This is a genomic window from Novosphingobium sp. BF6 (assembly GCF_058273105.1).
Genome location: NZ_CM177776.1, coordinates 2,019,321 through 2,032,746, shown reverse-complemented (window position 1 = coordinate 2,032,746; position 13,426 = coordinate 2,019,321). Strand labels below are relative to the sequence as shown.

Here is a 13,426-nt window from a genome sequence, read left to right as displayed (position 1 = left end):
CCTTCTTCTGGATTTCGGAAACTTATTCGGCGGGAACGAGAGCCGCGGCGTAGACTTCGTCGCGGGCCTTGAGCTGGCGGCGGATTTCGGCGTGCCGGTCGGCATCGAGCGGGAAACCTGCCACCAGCGCGGCAGCCAGGGTGTGCGCCAGCGCCGGGCCGAGGGCGAAGACCAGCAGCAGGGCGTTCAGCGCCTCGGGGGTGTTGGTGGCGGCCTTGGGGTCGAAGCCGAAGGCGGTGACGAGCGGCAGGGCGATCCCGAAGGCGAGCGCCCCGCCCAGCTTCATCGAGACGCTGAAGACCGAATAGTAGAGACCCACGCGGTCCTCGCCGGTCTCGGCGCGGTGGAGGTCGGCGACGTCGGCCACCATCGAGCGCAGCATCAGGTTGCCCGAGCCTTGCGAGAGACCCTGCGCCACGGCCAGCGCCATCATCAGGCCGAACCGGTCGGGGGTGAGGAAGACGAGGCCGAAGTTGATCGCGACCTGCGTCAGTTCGGCGACGACGGCGGCGCGGCCCTTGCCGAGACGTTGGCCGATCCGCCGCCAGATGGGTCCGGCCAATATGCCGAACGAATACTGGAGCAGGAAGAAGCCCGCCGCCCATTCGGGGCGCTGGAAGTAGATGGTGACGATGAACAGCAGCAGCGCGGTGCGCACGCCCTGTCCGGCGGTGACGGCGGCATCGGCGGCGAGCACGCGCAGCAGCAGGGCATTGCCGAAGACCGCCTTCAGCGTCCTGCCCAGCGCGAAGCGTTCGGCGCCGATGGGAGCGCTGCTGTCGGGAAAGGCGGTCAGCGTCAGCAGCAGGCCGGGAACCGCGGTGACGAGCACCAGCGTTCCGAACAGGGTCAGGCGCAGCGGTCCGTCGTCGGGTCGGAACTGGTCGGCCAGAGTGGGCATCAGCAGGGTCAGCACCAGCGCCCCCGAGGACAGCAGGGTGAACTGCGAGGCGATCCGGGTGCGCTGGTCGTAGTCGCCGCTGATCTCGCCGGACCACGCCATCAGCGTCGTCTGGGTGGTCGAAGCGCCGATGTAGTAGCAGATGACGCCGATGCCGACCCAGGCCAGAGTGGCGCCTTCGGGCGGAAAGAACAGCATGGCGCTGCCGACGATGAACAGCAGGCCGCCGCCCGCGATCCACGGTCGTCGCCGTCCGAAACGGCTGATCGTGCGATCGCTGAGCGAGCCGATCACCGGATCGAGCAGCGAATTCACCACCTGGCCGATCAGGTAGACCAGCCCCAGCCCCGCCAGCGGAATGGCATAGTGGCGCGAAAGGATGGCGGGAACGAAGGCCATGACCGGCTGGGCGGCGGCATAGACCGGCACCGACATGGCGGTGAAGCGCAGGAGGCGCCAGCTGTCGGGCTGTTGCGGTCGCGATGGCGATCTTGGAAGGGTCTCGCGGGTCATGGCTGGCGCCTCCTGATTGCTGGGGTCAGAGCTTGGTGCGCAAGGTCGCGCCGAAGGTGCGTGGCTCGCCGAGCTGGGCGGTGACCACGCCGGTGTTGGCGGCGCTGAGGCTGACGAAGTAGTTCTTGTCGAACAGGTTCCTGGCCCAGATCGAGAAGTCCCAGAGGCCGTCGTCGGTCCTCAGCCCGATGCGTCCGTTGGCAATGCCGAAGCCGGGGATCTGCGCCCAGGCCGAGTTCGAGGCCGAAGTGTTGAAGTTCGAGCGATAGGCGTAGTCGGCATGGGCGTAGAGGCCGAGGCCCTTGCCGCCGAGATCGCCCAGCGGGGTGTTGAAGTCCGCGCCGAGGGTCCAGGCCCATTTCGGCACGCCCGGCAGACGCTCGCCGGAAAGGTCCTGGATCGCGCCGAGGTTCTGGCGCTCGAAGGCCTGCGGGGCATTCCTGTACGTGACGTACGTGGCGTCGGTATAGGTCGCCAAGGCGTTGAAGCTCAGGCTGTCGGTGGGCGCGATGTTGAACTCGCTCTCGATGCCGCGCGAGCGGACCTTGGGGATGTTCGAGATGTACTGGCGGCCGACGACGGCACCTGCCGGCAGGTCGGTGATGGTGGTCTGGTAGTCGCTGATCTCGGTCCAGAAGGCGGCGGCGTTGAACGTCGCACGGCGGTCGAGGAACTGCGACTTGAGGCCCAGTTCGAAGGCGTCGACCTTTTCCGGCTTCACGTCTGGATCGACCCCGGCGGGCAGGACCGAGAGGTTGAGCCCGCCAGACTTGTTGCCGCGCGAGTAGGAGCCATAGACATTGACGTCGGGCGCGATCTTCCAGCTCAGCGTGACGAGGCCGGAGAGGCTATTGTCGGTGAAGCTGGTGGCATAGCTCGTCACCGGGTTGAACTGGGTGCGGATGGCGGTGATCGCCGCCTGCTGCGCACCGGTGAAGCCCGAGATGTCGGCCCCGTCCACCCAGTATTGCGAGAAGGCGCCCGACTTCTTCTCATGGGTGAAGCGCAGACCCGTGGTGAGGGTCAGGGCATCGGTGATGTGCCAGTCGGTCTGGCCGAACAGGGCCAGGGTCTTGGTTTCCGGCGTCGAGGTGGAGTTGGATTCGAAACCGTCGAGCGCGGCATTGGCGATCGTCTGGTTGGCGGTCGGCAGGTTCCAGAGCGCCGCCGCCGGACCGTAGCGCGAGGCGCCGTAGCCGCGCACGATCTGCCAGAAGTAATAGGCGCCGATCACGTAGTCGAAGCTGCCGCCGCTCTTCGAGGCAAGGCGCAGCTCCTGGCTGAACTGGCGCTGGCGATTGGCCTGTTGGGCCTTGGTGACGATCGGCAGCGAGGTGCTGTCACCATCGTTGGCCGGATTCCAGTCCCACCAGCGATAGGCGGTGATCGAGGTCAGCGCGGCACTGCCGAGGTTCCAGTTGACCTCGCCCGAGACGCCGTATCCGGCCATGTTCGACTGGTAATGACTGTTCGCCTCGCCCACGCGGTCGAACGGCTGGAAGCTGGGCAGCGTGTAGCCGGGGAAGCGCGCGGCGCGCTGCGCCCAGTTGTTGGCGATCGTCGCACCGTTCTCGTAAGTCGTGTGCAGTCCGGCGAAGACGTTGAGGACGTGGTTCTGCTTCTGCTTGGCGTAGTCGCCGATGACGCGGATTTCGAGATCCGGGTCGGGCGTGAAGAGCAACTGGCCGCGGATCGACTTGTTCAGATAGTCCTGCGCGCGGGTCCTGGTGGTCTTGTTCCAGAGGAAGCCGTCGTTCTCGCTGATCGCGCCGGACAGGCGCACGGCCAGCAGGTCCTTGAAGATCCCCGCCGATCCCGAGGCGCGGAACTGGTAGAAGCCGTAGTTGCCTATGCTGGCCTCGGCCGAAAGCTCGGGGTCGAAGGTGGGCTTGCGCGAAGTGACGTTGATCACGCCCGAGGTGGTGTTCTTGCCGAACAGCGTACCCTGCGGGCCGCGCAGCACTTCGATGCCCTGAAGATCGACGAGGTCGAACTGGGCCAGGCCGACGCGGCCGTAGTAGACGTTGTCGATATAGAAGCCGACGCCGTTCTCCAGCCCGTCGTTGGTGAGCGAGATATTGGAGCCGAGGCCGCGAATGTTGATGTTGGTGTTGCGGGCGTTGTAGGTGATGACCTGAAGGCTGGGCACCTGCTGCTGGATCGCGCCGAGCGTATAGTCACCGCGCCGTTCGAGGCTGGCGGCGCTGATGACGCTGATGGCGACCGGAACATCCTGGACGTTCTCGTCGCGGCGGCGCGAGGCGGTGACGACGATGGCCTCTCCGCTGCCACTTTCCGTGACGGTTTCAGGTGCCTCTTCGGCAGCCAGAGCCGAAGGCGCGGCGGCGATCAGCGAAATGGAGAGGGCGAGCGGACTGCTGGCGGTAACGAAGCGGCGAAACATTCAAGTCGATCCCTGTTTTCATGAGTGCGCACCGATCTTTCGTCGGGCGTGACAATTTCCGGATTTTCGGGCTGACGGGCTTCAGGGCGCGAGACGGCAGCCGGAGCCTGCGATAAGGCTTCGGAAAACCGGCACGGGACACGCGGGTCCTCCGGCGCGAAACCCCCGGTTTCGGCGCAAGGTGCGTGAAGTCTGTCAGGAAAGGCGCGGGCTGCCGCTGGGACGGCCCATCGCTGCGCGTCAGGCGCGCGGAGTCATGGTCTGCATCGTATCACCTCATCCTTGGCGTGAGGGGAACACGATGCCTGGCGCTGTCGCCTGGAGCATCGCGCGCTTTAGCGGTTGGTAACGCGGAGCAAGCTGCTTCCCGATCAAATGCCGCGGACCAGTGAACCTTGAACATGCACGGGCGGACTGGTCAGCCGTTTGCCGTGCGGTGTGCTTGTCTAGCTATTTGGTTGAGAAAGCCGGGTCAATGCAAGGTTTTCTATCGGGGGCTATGGCAGGGATTTCGGGGCATTCTCTTTCTTCCGGGAAATCTTCTTTCGGATCAGCCGGTTGCGGAAAGGGGGATGACCCTGTTCGTTTCTGAAGTCATCTCTGGAGAGACGGCTGGTCCGGTCCCGAAGAGAGTTGTAACGAAGCGACATGACCGTTCTACCCTCCATTTCGCCTGCGAATCCCCCTTCGATGCCGCTGCAAGGCCGCCGCGCGCTGGTCACCGGTGCTGCGGGCGGGTTCGGCCGCGAGATTGCGCTGGGCCTGACGGGAGCCGGGGCCCATGTGATCCTGCATGGGCGGCGCGAGGCGCAGCTTGCCGTCTTGCTTCGGGAGATCGTGGAGGCTCAGGGGACGGCTCAGATCGCGGCTTTCGATCTCGCCGACGCCGAGGCTGCGCGGGATGCGCTGCGGGGGATGGGAAAGGTCGATATCCTCGTCAACAATGCCGGTCATCGCGATCGCCGCGCGATGGCGGAACTGGACCGCGAGGCCGTGCGGCGGATGCTGGAGATCAACCTCGTCGCGCCCTTCGATCTGGCGCGGGTTCTGGCGCCGGGCATGGATGTGGGCGGACGGATCGTCAACGTGACCTCCATCGCCGGGCAGATCGCGCGCTCGGGCGATGCCGCCTATACGATGGCGAAGGGCGGGCTGGACGCGATGACGCGGGCGCTCGCGGCGGAACTCGGGCCGTGCGGGATCACGGTGAATGCCGTCGCTCCCGGTTACTTCGCGACAGAGGCAAACGCCGCCATGGTCGCCGATCCTGCCGTGGCGGAGCATCTGGCGCGGCGAACTTCGCTGGGGCGCTGGGGACGGCCGGAGGAAATCGTCGGGCCGGTGGTGTTCCTGGCTTCCGATGCGGCGAGCTATGTGACCGGACAGGTCATCGGCGTGGATGGCGGCTATCTGGCGCATTTCTAGTGTATTGCGATAAGCGCATGTTTCGCGGCGTTTTGCGCAACTGTGGTCGACGCTCTTGCGGTTCCGGCCTTTGCTATAACCCGCGAGGGTCAAAGTTGCGGTTCTTGCGACGGAAAACGGTGGTGCGAAAGGCAATGAAATCGTCTCGATGTCAGGTTTCAGACAGTGCAGCACGGCGGAAGTCCATCCTGATTTCTCATATTAACTATTTAAAATCATATAGATAAAAGATTTAAGGCCGGCGTTCACCCATTCCGATCCCGTCTGGGTAGCGATGCGGAAAGCGCAAGCATCCCGTTGCCGGATCGTCGCTCGACTTTTCCGAAAGATCGCAAAGCAGCGACGTGTTGCGCAATATGCAACTAGGCATTTCTTTTCTTCATTTGCGATAATCGCGATTCTCGACCATTTAGAGCGGGCCTTTCAGGCATCCTCTCCCAAAAACTTTCCAAGGGCTGGTCTTCGGACCGGCCCATTTTTTTGTCTTCCCTGCGTGAGCGCCCTTGCAAATCCGGCAAGGCTGCCCTGAAGGCGATCGCCATGCAGCAGGGAGAATTCGAATGCGTCTCGGGAAATTTGCAGGTCTGACCGCGCTTGCGCTTGGCCTCGCGAGCCTCGATGCCGGATCGGCGGCGGCCGCTCCGCGCTGGTCGCTGGCGATCCATGGCGGCGCAGGCGTGATCGAGCGCGGCTCGCTGACGCCCGAGCAGGAAAAGGCCTACCGCGATGGCCTGGACGAAGCGCTTCGCGCCGGGGCCGCCGTGCTGGACAAGGGTGGTACCTCGCTAGATGCCGTGACTGCCGCCATCCATGTTCTGGAAGACAACCCCCTGTTCAACGCCGGGCGCGGCGCGGTCTTCACCGCCGAGGGCCGCAACGAACTTGATGCGGCGATCATGGACGGCAGAACGCTCAAGGCTGGGGCCGTCGCGGGGATCACCCGCACCCGCCATCCGGTGGACGCCGCACGCGCGGTGATGGATCATAGCCCGCATGTCATGCTGGCGGGCGAGGGCGCCGATCGGTTCTCGCGCGAGCAGGGCCTGGAACAGGTCAATCCTTCCTGGTTCCGCACCGAAAAGCGCTGGGAGCAACTGCTCAAGTGGCGCAAGAACCATCAGGCCGCGCTCGATCCGACCCATCTTTATGGCACTGTCGGTGCCGTTGCGCTCGATGCGGCCGGAAACCTGGCTGCCGCCACCTCCACCGGTGGCATGACCGGCAAGCGCTGGGGCCGCATCGGCGATTCCCCGATCATCGGCGCGGGCACTTACGCGAGGAACGGCGAGTGCGCGGTCTCGGCGACCGGCTCCGGCGAATACTTCATCCGCGAGAGCGCGGCACGGCAGGTCTGCGACCGGGTCGGCTATCTGCACCATAGCCTGGCTGCCGCTGCGCAGGAAACGATCGCTTCGGTCGGCGCGATCGGCGGCGACGGCGGGTTGATCGCGATGGGACCGGAGGGCGTTCCGGCCTTCGCGTTCAATTCCTCGGGCATGTACCGGGGGCAGGTCTCGGCGACGAGCGTGCCGCAGACCGCGATCTATGCGGATGAGACGATGCCCGCTGTGCGTTGAGCGGCGGGCCATTCTTCGGCCAGGAGACCGAACAGGAGGGTGTCGCGGATGCCGATATGGGTCTGCCATTCGGCGCGCAGATGACCCTCCTGCCGGAAGCCGAGCGCTTTGAGCAACGCTATCGATCCGCGATTGTCCGGATCGGTATCGGCGAAGATCCGCCTTTGCCCTTCGGTGAAAAGTTGCTTGAGAACGGCGCTCACCGCTTCCCGGCCGATCCCGCGCCCCTGCGCTTCGCGGGCGAGGAGATAGCCGACCTCGCTGACGCCGGGCCGCTTCTGCCCGGCCGAGACGAAGCCGATCGCCCGGTCTCCACCGCGTTCGGCGATGGCCCAGGTTCGCCACGAACCGGCCTTTTCCAGCGCGAAATCGGCGCGCAGTTCGTCGAGGTCCGCGAAGGGGGCACGCGACCACCATGTCATGCTGACCGGATCGGACATCGTCGGGAACAGGGCTTCGGCGTCGTCCGGCGTGCGGAGGCGCAGGGTCAGGCGTTCCGTTGCGAGCAGGGGGAGAGCAATGTCGTTCGATGTCATGGTCCGTGCCGTCGTTTCAATCCGAAGAATCGGGTTGCCAGAGTTCGATCGGATTTCCTTCCGGATCGTGGATGCGGACGAAGCGGCCCACGCCCGGCATATTCCATTCCGGATTGGTGACGACGACGATGCCCGCCACGAGCAGCCGGGTGCAAAGATCGTCCAGGTCGTCGACCCGGAAGTTGAGCATCCAGGCCTTGTCGGCGGGAAAATAGTCGGAGGCGGCGGGGAAGGGGGCGAAGACGCTGGGGCCTGACCGGGTGTCCCAGGCGCCATAGGGCGCGGAGCCGACGCCGAGATGCTCGGCATACCAGGCGCGCAGGGCTTCCGGCTCCCTAGCGCGGAAGAAGAAGCCGCCGATCCCCGTAACTCCCATGTTTCCGTCTCCCGATATCGTGTGCAGCGGCATATCACGAGACACTGCCACAGGCGATATCCGGACCCGCGGCCATTTACGAAGTTCACATTTTGTTCGCTTGGTGCTAGGTCCGAGTCCATGCCGGACGCTGCGGACAGGAAGATCATCCACGTGGACATGGACGCGTTCTTCGCGTCGGTCGAACAACGTGACGATCCCGCGCTGCGCGGCAAACCCGTCGCGGTCGGCCACGCGGCGGCGCGCGGTGTGGTCGCGGCGGCCAGCTACGAGGCGCGCAAGTTCGGGGTGCGCTCGGCGCTGCCTTCGGTCACGGCGCTGCGGCGCTGTCCGGAGCTGATCTTCGTGCCGCCCCGCTTCGATGTCTACAAGGCGGTTTCGCGGCAGATCCATGCGATCTTCGCCGACTATACCGACCTGATCCAGCCGCTCTCGCTCGACGAAGCCTATCTGGACGTCACCGCCAACCGGCGCGGCCTGCCCACGGCGTGGAAGACGGCCAAGGAAATCCGCGCGCGCATCTTGGAGGAAACCGGGCTGACGGCCTCGGCGGGGATTTCCTACAACAAGTTCCTCGCGAAACTCGCCTCGGACCAGCGCAAGCCCAACGGCCAGTTCGCGGTCACGCCGGACATGGGCGCGGACTGGGTGGAGACCCTGCCGGTCAAGCGCTTCCACGGCGTCGGTCCGGTCACGGCGGCGAAGATGCTGCGGCTCGGGATCGAGACCGGAGCGGACTTGCGCGCAAAATCGCTGGCGTTCCTCCAGCAGAATTTCGGCAGCTCGGCGGAATGGTATTTCCAGATCGCGCGCGGGATCGATGAGCGCCCGGTCAACCCGGATCGCGAGCGCAAGTCCTCCGGTTCGGAGACCACGTTCGACCGCGACCTGACGCGCGACGAAGAGATCGAGGCGGGCGTGCTTGGGCAGGCCGATGATGTCTGGGCCTGGTGTGAACGTGCCCAGGCCTTCGGGCGCACGGTGACGGTCAAGGTGAAGTATGCGGATTTCCAGATCATCACCCGCAGCCGCACCCATGCGGGCGTTGTCTGCCGTCACGAAGACTTGCGGGACGCGAGCCTGGCGCTGATCCGCTCGGTACTGCCGACCGAAAAGGGCATCCGCCTTGTCGGCGTGACCGTGTCCAACTTTGACCGGCCTGCCGAAGATACCGCGCTGCCGCTGTTCGGGGTTGCGGGATGATATTGCAATAGAGTCGCAATAAGGATATTCCGCTGGCCTTGGGAGGGGTGTGTCGTTCCGGCTGCCCCGGCAATCACGACACGGAGATCGAGATGAACCTGAAATATCTGACCCCGCTCGTCCTCGCCTGCCTTGCTCCGAGCGTTCAGGCCCATGAGGTCTGGATCGAGCGCGACGGTACGGGGCCTGCCCGCGTCTATCTCGGCGAGCCGGGCGAGCCGCTGCCGCAGGGCGGCGATCCCGAGTTCGATCACCTCAAGGCGCCGAAGCTGATCCCGGCTGCCGGTGCCGCCGGTGTCCGCAAGGCGGGTTATATCGAATACACGGTCCCCGCCGGAGACGTGCGTGCCCATGACGACAGCGTGTTCGCGCCCTGGGGGCCGGACGACAAGAAGGAAGGCATCGTCTATTACGCTCGCGCCGGTCGCGGCGAGGCTCGCGCGGCGATGCCGTTCGAGATCGCGCCCGTCACCGCCCATGGCAACGGCTTCGTGCTGGTGCGCGATGGAACGCCGGTAGCAGACGCATCGGTGACCGTGATCTCGCCCGAGAAGTGGTCCAAGTCCGTGAAGACCGATGCCCAAGGCCGGTTCACGCTCCCCGCGCGGGAAAAGGGGCGGTATATCCTGACAGCCTCGCACAAGAACGAAGCCGGCGGCGAGACGAGCCTCGGCAAGGTCGCCACGCTGCACGCGGTTGCGACGACCACTTTCGTCGTCGATTGATCGAACTCCGCCAGCAGGTCGTCAGGGAATCGGGTTTTCCAAACCGAGGCGCCTGACGGCCTGCTTGCGGCGGACCCTGCCTTGCAGGCGGCGGCGGATGACTTCCAGCCCCGCTTCGGCATCGGCTTCCCGGCCGCAGACGAAGAGATCGACCGCCGCGATGCCGTGTTCGGGCCAGGTGTGGATCGATATATGGGATTCGGCGAGCAGGGCCACGCCGGTCACGCCCATGCCGGGGCCGAAATGATGGAGGCGCACGTCGAGCAGGGTGGCTCGTGCCGCCTGGGCCGCCTCGCGCAGGCTCGTCTCGATCAGGGCGATGTCGCCAAGGTCCCGGCAGTGGTCGAGGTCGGCGATCAGGTGCAGGCTGCTGTCGGGACTATGCGCCATGTCAGGCGAGACTTTCGAAGGCGTGGCCAAGGTGGGCGAGGGCCTTTTCCGCCGCGATCACGCCGCGGTGATGGGCTTCCTCGAACAGCGACAGGCCGCTGAGGTCGGAGTGGGCGAAGAGGGTCGGCGGCGCGGCATCGATCGCCGCGCGGCGGGCCGGATCGCTCAGGAAACCGGGCGAGGGGCGGACCATGGCATGGCCCCAGCGCCAGACGTCGATGCGCTCGATAGCGCCTTCGAGGTCCGGATTCATGGCAAGGAGGTCGCTGCGCACCACGGCCTGCCAGTCGCGCAGGGGGCGAGTCATCATGATCTTGCGCGCCTCCTTCGGCGCTTCTCTGGAAAGCGGCATGTACCACGTCAGCACCGTCTTGCCGCCCTCGGTCGCTTCGCTCTGGTGGGTCGCGACTACATAGCCGAGCGATTCGCTGGCGGTGGAGACATTGTCCCAGGCCAGCGAGGTGCCCTTGCCTTCGGGATGCCGCGCGACGGTGACATTGGCCGTGACCCAGGGCGCATAGCTGAAACCGCCCGCCTCGGCGGTTTCCGGCGCGACGCGGGCGGCGACGAAGTGCGGCATCGCCAGCACCGCGACTTTCGCGCGCAGTCGGCGGCTGCGGCGGGCGCGGTGATCGAAGACATCGACATGCGCGCCTCCCTCCACGGCGGCGACCCGGAAAACGGTGTGGGCGGGGCGCAGACGGTCGGCGATGCTCTTGGCCATACGGGCGGCGAGGTGGTCGTTGCCTTCGGGCCAGGTCAGTTCGCGGTCCCCGTCGTCATCCGTTGCCCATCCCCGGCGTCCGGCGAAGTAATGGATGCCCGCCCAGGCCGAGACATGTTCGGGTTCGCTGCCATAGTCGTCGCGGCAGCAGTAGCGCAGCCAGGCGCACAGAACGCCGGAGGTGAAGCCTTCCTTGTCCAGCCACGCAGCAAACGTCTCGCGATCTAGCGAGCGGAAGCGCGGGTCTTCGCTGGAGAACGCCATCGGGACCGCGAAGGCGGGTTTGCCGTCGCTGCCGGTCGCGGCGCGGTATTCGGCCATGCGTCGCTCGAAGGCCTCATGCTGTGTGCGGTCCTGCGCGGTTATGCCTTGCCGAGGGAACAGGCCTTCCTGCCAATGGCCGCGCCAGAGCAGGCGTTCCTCCAGATCGGCGCAGAGCTGGTAGGGATCGTAGACCGGCACGCCGTCGCGCTCGCCGGTTATCATGCCGAATTGGCGGAGCATGTGCCGCAAGGCGACGGCTTCCCGGTTCGGCACCGGCAGGTAATGGGCGCCGAGCGGATAGGCGCTCACGGCATTGCGACCGGAACGGGCATTGCCGCCGGTGCGGTCCTCCAGTTCGAACAGGACGAAGCGGTCGAACCCCGCTTCGGCGAGGCGCCAGCCCGTGGCAAGTCCGGCGACGCCGCCGCCCGCGACGACCACGTCGACGTCCTCGATCGCGCCTTCCGGTTCGGGAAAGCGGCCGTCGCGCAGCAGGTGGCCGCGCTGCCAGTCGGCGCCGCCGAGCGTGCCGGGCACGGTTTCCTCGCCGCACCCGGAGAGCGCGCCCGCCGTCAGCGCGCTTCCGGCCGCCAGTGTTCCACCTGCCAGCACCTGCCGCCGGGTCGGCTCAGCCTTCATATCGGCCCCATTCCTCGGCGAAGCTGCGCACGAGGGCCTGGTTGTCGAGCCGGTTCACCGGGGCCGGACGGCGCGCCATGTCGGGTGGGAAATCGAACATTGCGCGCTCGCTGGCCGGGGTCAGGAAGCGCAGGCCCTTGGGCAGGCGCACCGTATCGCCGATCGGGCGGTGCGCGGCGAGCGTGAAGCCCCACTCGCCGAAGCTGGGCACATAGGCGTGATAGCCGCGCGCCGTGAAACCGGCGGCTTCCAGCGTGCTCGCGACGGTCCAGTAGGAGCGCGGGGCGATCAGCGGCGAGGTGCTCTGCACCGTCATCAGGCCGTCGGGCGCGAGCAGGCGGGCGACTTCGCGGTAGAAGCTCTCGGTATAGAGCTTGCCGAGCGAGAATTCGGTGGGGTCGGGAAAGTCGACGAGGATGGCGTCGTAAGGCCCTTCGGCCTCGCGAACCCAGCGGAAGGCGTCGGCATTGTGCACGGTCATGCGCGGGGAGGAGAGCGAGCCGCCGTTCAGAGCGGCCAGTTGCGGCGTGTCGCGGAACAGATGCGTCATTTCCGGGTCGAGATCGACGAGGGTGACGTGGCGCACGCGCGGGTCGCGCAGCACTTCTCGCGCGGCGAGGCCGTCGCCGCCGCCGAGGATCAGCACTTTTGCGGGATCGGCGACGCGGCCCAGCACCGGCCAGACGAGCGCTTCGTGATAGCGATACTCGTCGCGGGTGGAGAACTGGAGGTTGCCATTCAGGTAGAGCCGCAGGTCCTCGCCGCGCCGGGTGATGACGATGCGCTGGTAGGGCGTCGAGCGGGCGTGGACAACCGGCTCGGCATAGAAGGCCACTTCCGACCAGCGCTGCATGCGGTCGGCCATGGCGAGGCCCGCGATCAGGCTGGCGGTCACGACGAGGGCGGCGGCCATGTCGGCGGCGACGCTGCGCTGGCGGCGCAGTGCGAAGAGCAGGGCCAGTGCCACCGCGACATTGGCGAGGCCGAAGACGAAGCCGGTACGGATCATTCCGAGCCATGGCACCAGCACCAGCGGGAACAGCAGCGAGGCGATCAAGGCGCCGACATAGTCATAAGTCAGCACGTTCGACACGAGTTCGCGGAAGGCGAAGCGGTGGCGCAGGATGCGGATCAGCAGCGGGATTTCGAGGCCCACCAGCACGCCGATCGCCAGCACCAGCGCATAGAGCACCACGCGGAAATCACCGACCAGCGGGAACAGCATGAACAGCCCCGCCGCCGACCAGCCGCCCAGCGCCGCGATCATGATCTCCACGCGCACGAAGACGCCCATCTCGTCGCCGCGAACGTGGCGCGAGAGCCAGCTGCCCACGCCCATGGCGAAGAGGTAGGTGCCGATCACCGTGGAAAACTGGGTGACGCTGTCGCCCAGCAGGTAGCTGGCGAGGCTCCCGGCCAGCAGTTCGTAGATCAGCCCGCACGTCGCGACGACCAGGACCGAGACCAGCAGGATGACCGCGAGCGAGGCGGGCGCTTTCCCGCCCTCCGGACTCGCGGCCGCAATGTCTTCAGCCATGAATGGCCGCGGCGATGATGTTCGAGATGCCGATGGCCACGGCTCCGGCAAGGATCGAGACCGCCACGTTCTTGTGTTCGATGATCTCGCGCCAGAGTTCGCCGGGCGTCAGCCGGTCCACCAGCACGAAGCTGACGACGAAGATCACGATGCCCAGCCCCGCGTAGAGCAGCGTGGCGAGGAAGACGGAAAGTGTGAGCATGTCGGCTCCT

At 66.2% G+C, this 13,426-nt stretch carries 12 protein-coding genes; 4 read left to right on the top strand and 8 right to left on the bottom strand.

All coding sequences use genetic code 11. The features are described 5' to 3' along the window. Positions 1-22 precede the first annotated feature (22 nt). Positions 23-1,414 carry an MFS transporter gene (locus tag AC4D6D_RS23825; RefSeq protein WP_491327976.1) on the bottom strand — a complete coding sequence of 464 codons (1,392 nt, stop codon included), beginning with the start codon at positions 1,412-1,414 and terminating at the stop codon, positions 23-25. A 25-nt stretch (positions 1,415-1,439) separates the two neighbouring features. After that, complete coding sequence (locus tag AC4D6D_RS23820; RefSeq protein WP_491327975.1) at positions 1,440-3,818, bottom strand: TonB-dependent receptor; 2,379 nt, start codon at positions 3,816-3,818, stop codon at positions 1,440-1,442. A 690-nt stretch (positions 3,819-4,508) separates the two neighbouring features. On the opposite strand from AC4D6D_RS23820, the gene AC4D6D_RS23815 reads away from it, so the two are divergent. Both AC4D6D_RS23815 and AC4D6D_RS23810 read left to right on the top strand, forming a co-directional pair. Next, positions 4,509-5,243, top strand: a complete 735-nt coding sequence (locus tag AC4D6D_RS23815; protein WP_491327974.1) for an SDR family oxidoreductase — start codon at positions 4,509-4,511, stop codon at positions 5,241-5,243. A 560-nt stretch (positions 5,244-5,803) separates the two neighbouring features. Then, positions 5,804-6,820 (top strand): isoaspartyl peptidase/L-asparaginase family protein, encoded by a 1,017-nt coding sequence (locus tag AC4D6D_RS23810; RefSeq protein ID WP_491327973.1) that lies wholly within the window; start codon positions 5,804-5,806, stop codon positions 6,818-6,820. On the opposite strand, the gene AC4D6D_RS23805 is transcribed toward AC4D6D_RS23810, so the two are convergent. Continuing rightward, positions 6,787-7,356 (bottom strand): GNAT family N-acetyltransferase, encoded by a 570-nt coding sequence (locus tag AC4D6D_RS23805; RefSeq protein ID WP_491327972.1) that lies wholly within the window; start codon positions 7,354-7,356, stop codon positions 6,787-6,789. The two genes, AC4D6D_RS23810 and AC4D6D_RS23805, sit on opposite strands and share 34 nt — an antisense overlap. Positions 7,357-7,372: 16 nt before the next feature. Continuing rightward, the gene (locus tag AC4D6D_RS23800; protein ID WP_491327971.1) at positions 7,373-7,732 is read right to left on the bottom strand and encodes a VOC family protein; all 360 of its coding nucleotides are present in this window, start codon (positions 7,730-7,732) and stop codon (positions 7,373-7,375) included. A gap of 120 nt (positions 7,733-7,852) precedes the next feature. On the opposite strand from AC4D6D_RS23800, the gene dinB reads away from it, so the two are divergent. Together dinB and AC4D6D_RS23790 are read left to right on the top strand one after the other, a co-directional pair. Continuing rightward, positions 7,853-8,935, top strand: coding sequence for a DNA polymerase IV (gene dinB, locus AC4D6D_RS23795; RefSeq protein ID WP_491327970.1), 1,083 nt, complete (start codon positions 7,853-7,855; stop codon positions 8,933-8,935). Positions 8,936-9,027: 92 nt separating this feature from the next. Next, positions 9,028-9,660 (top strand): DUF4198 domain-containing protein, encoded by a 633-nt coding sequence (locus AC4D6D_RS23790; RefSeq protein ID WP_491327969.1) that lies wholly within the window; start codon positions 9,028-9,030, stop codon positions 9,658-9,660. 21 nt (positions 9,661-9,681) lie between these two features. On the opposite strand, the gene speD is transcribed toward AC4D6D_RS23790, so the two are convergent. Genes speD through AC4D6D_RS23770 form a run of 4 tightly spaced genes read right to left on the bottom strand, consistent with a single transcriptional unit; the run spans position 9,682 to position 13,416 of the window. Next, positions 9,682-10,050 carry an adenosylmethionine decarboxylase gene (gene speD / locus AC4D6D_RS23785; protein WP_491327968.1) on the bottom strand — a complete coding sequence of 123 codons (369 nt, stop codon included), beginning with the start codon at positions 10,048-10,050 and terminating at the stop codon, positions 9,682-9,684. A gap of 1 nt (position 10,051) precedes the next feature. Then, complete coding sequence (locus AC4D6D_RS23780; protein WP_491327967.1) at positions 10,052-11,677, bottom strand: FAD-dependent oxidoreductase; 1,626 nt, start codon at positions 11,675-11,677, stop codon at positions 10,052-10,054. Further along, the gene (locus AC4D6D_RS23775; protein WP_491327966.1) at positions 11,667-13,214 is read right to left on the bottom strand and encodes a polyamine aminopropyltransferase; all 1,548 of its coding nucleotides are present in this window, start codon (positions 13,212-13,214) and stop codon (positions 11,667-11,669) included. The genes AC4D6D_RS23780 and AC4D6D_RS23775 overlap by 11 nt, the downstream gene beginning before the upstream one ends. Continuing rightward, positions 13,207-13,416: a DUF350 domain-containing protein gene (locus tag AC4D6D_RS23770; protein ID WP_334183498.1), complete on the bottom strand. Its 210-nt coding sequence runs from the start codon at positions 13,414-13,416 to the stop codon at positions 13,207-13,209. Before AC4D6D_RS23770 ends, AC4D6D_RS23775 begins: the two co-directional genes overlap by 8 nt. Positions 13,417-13,426: the final 10 nt, after the last annotated feature.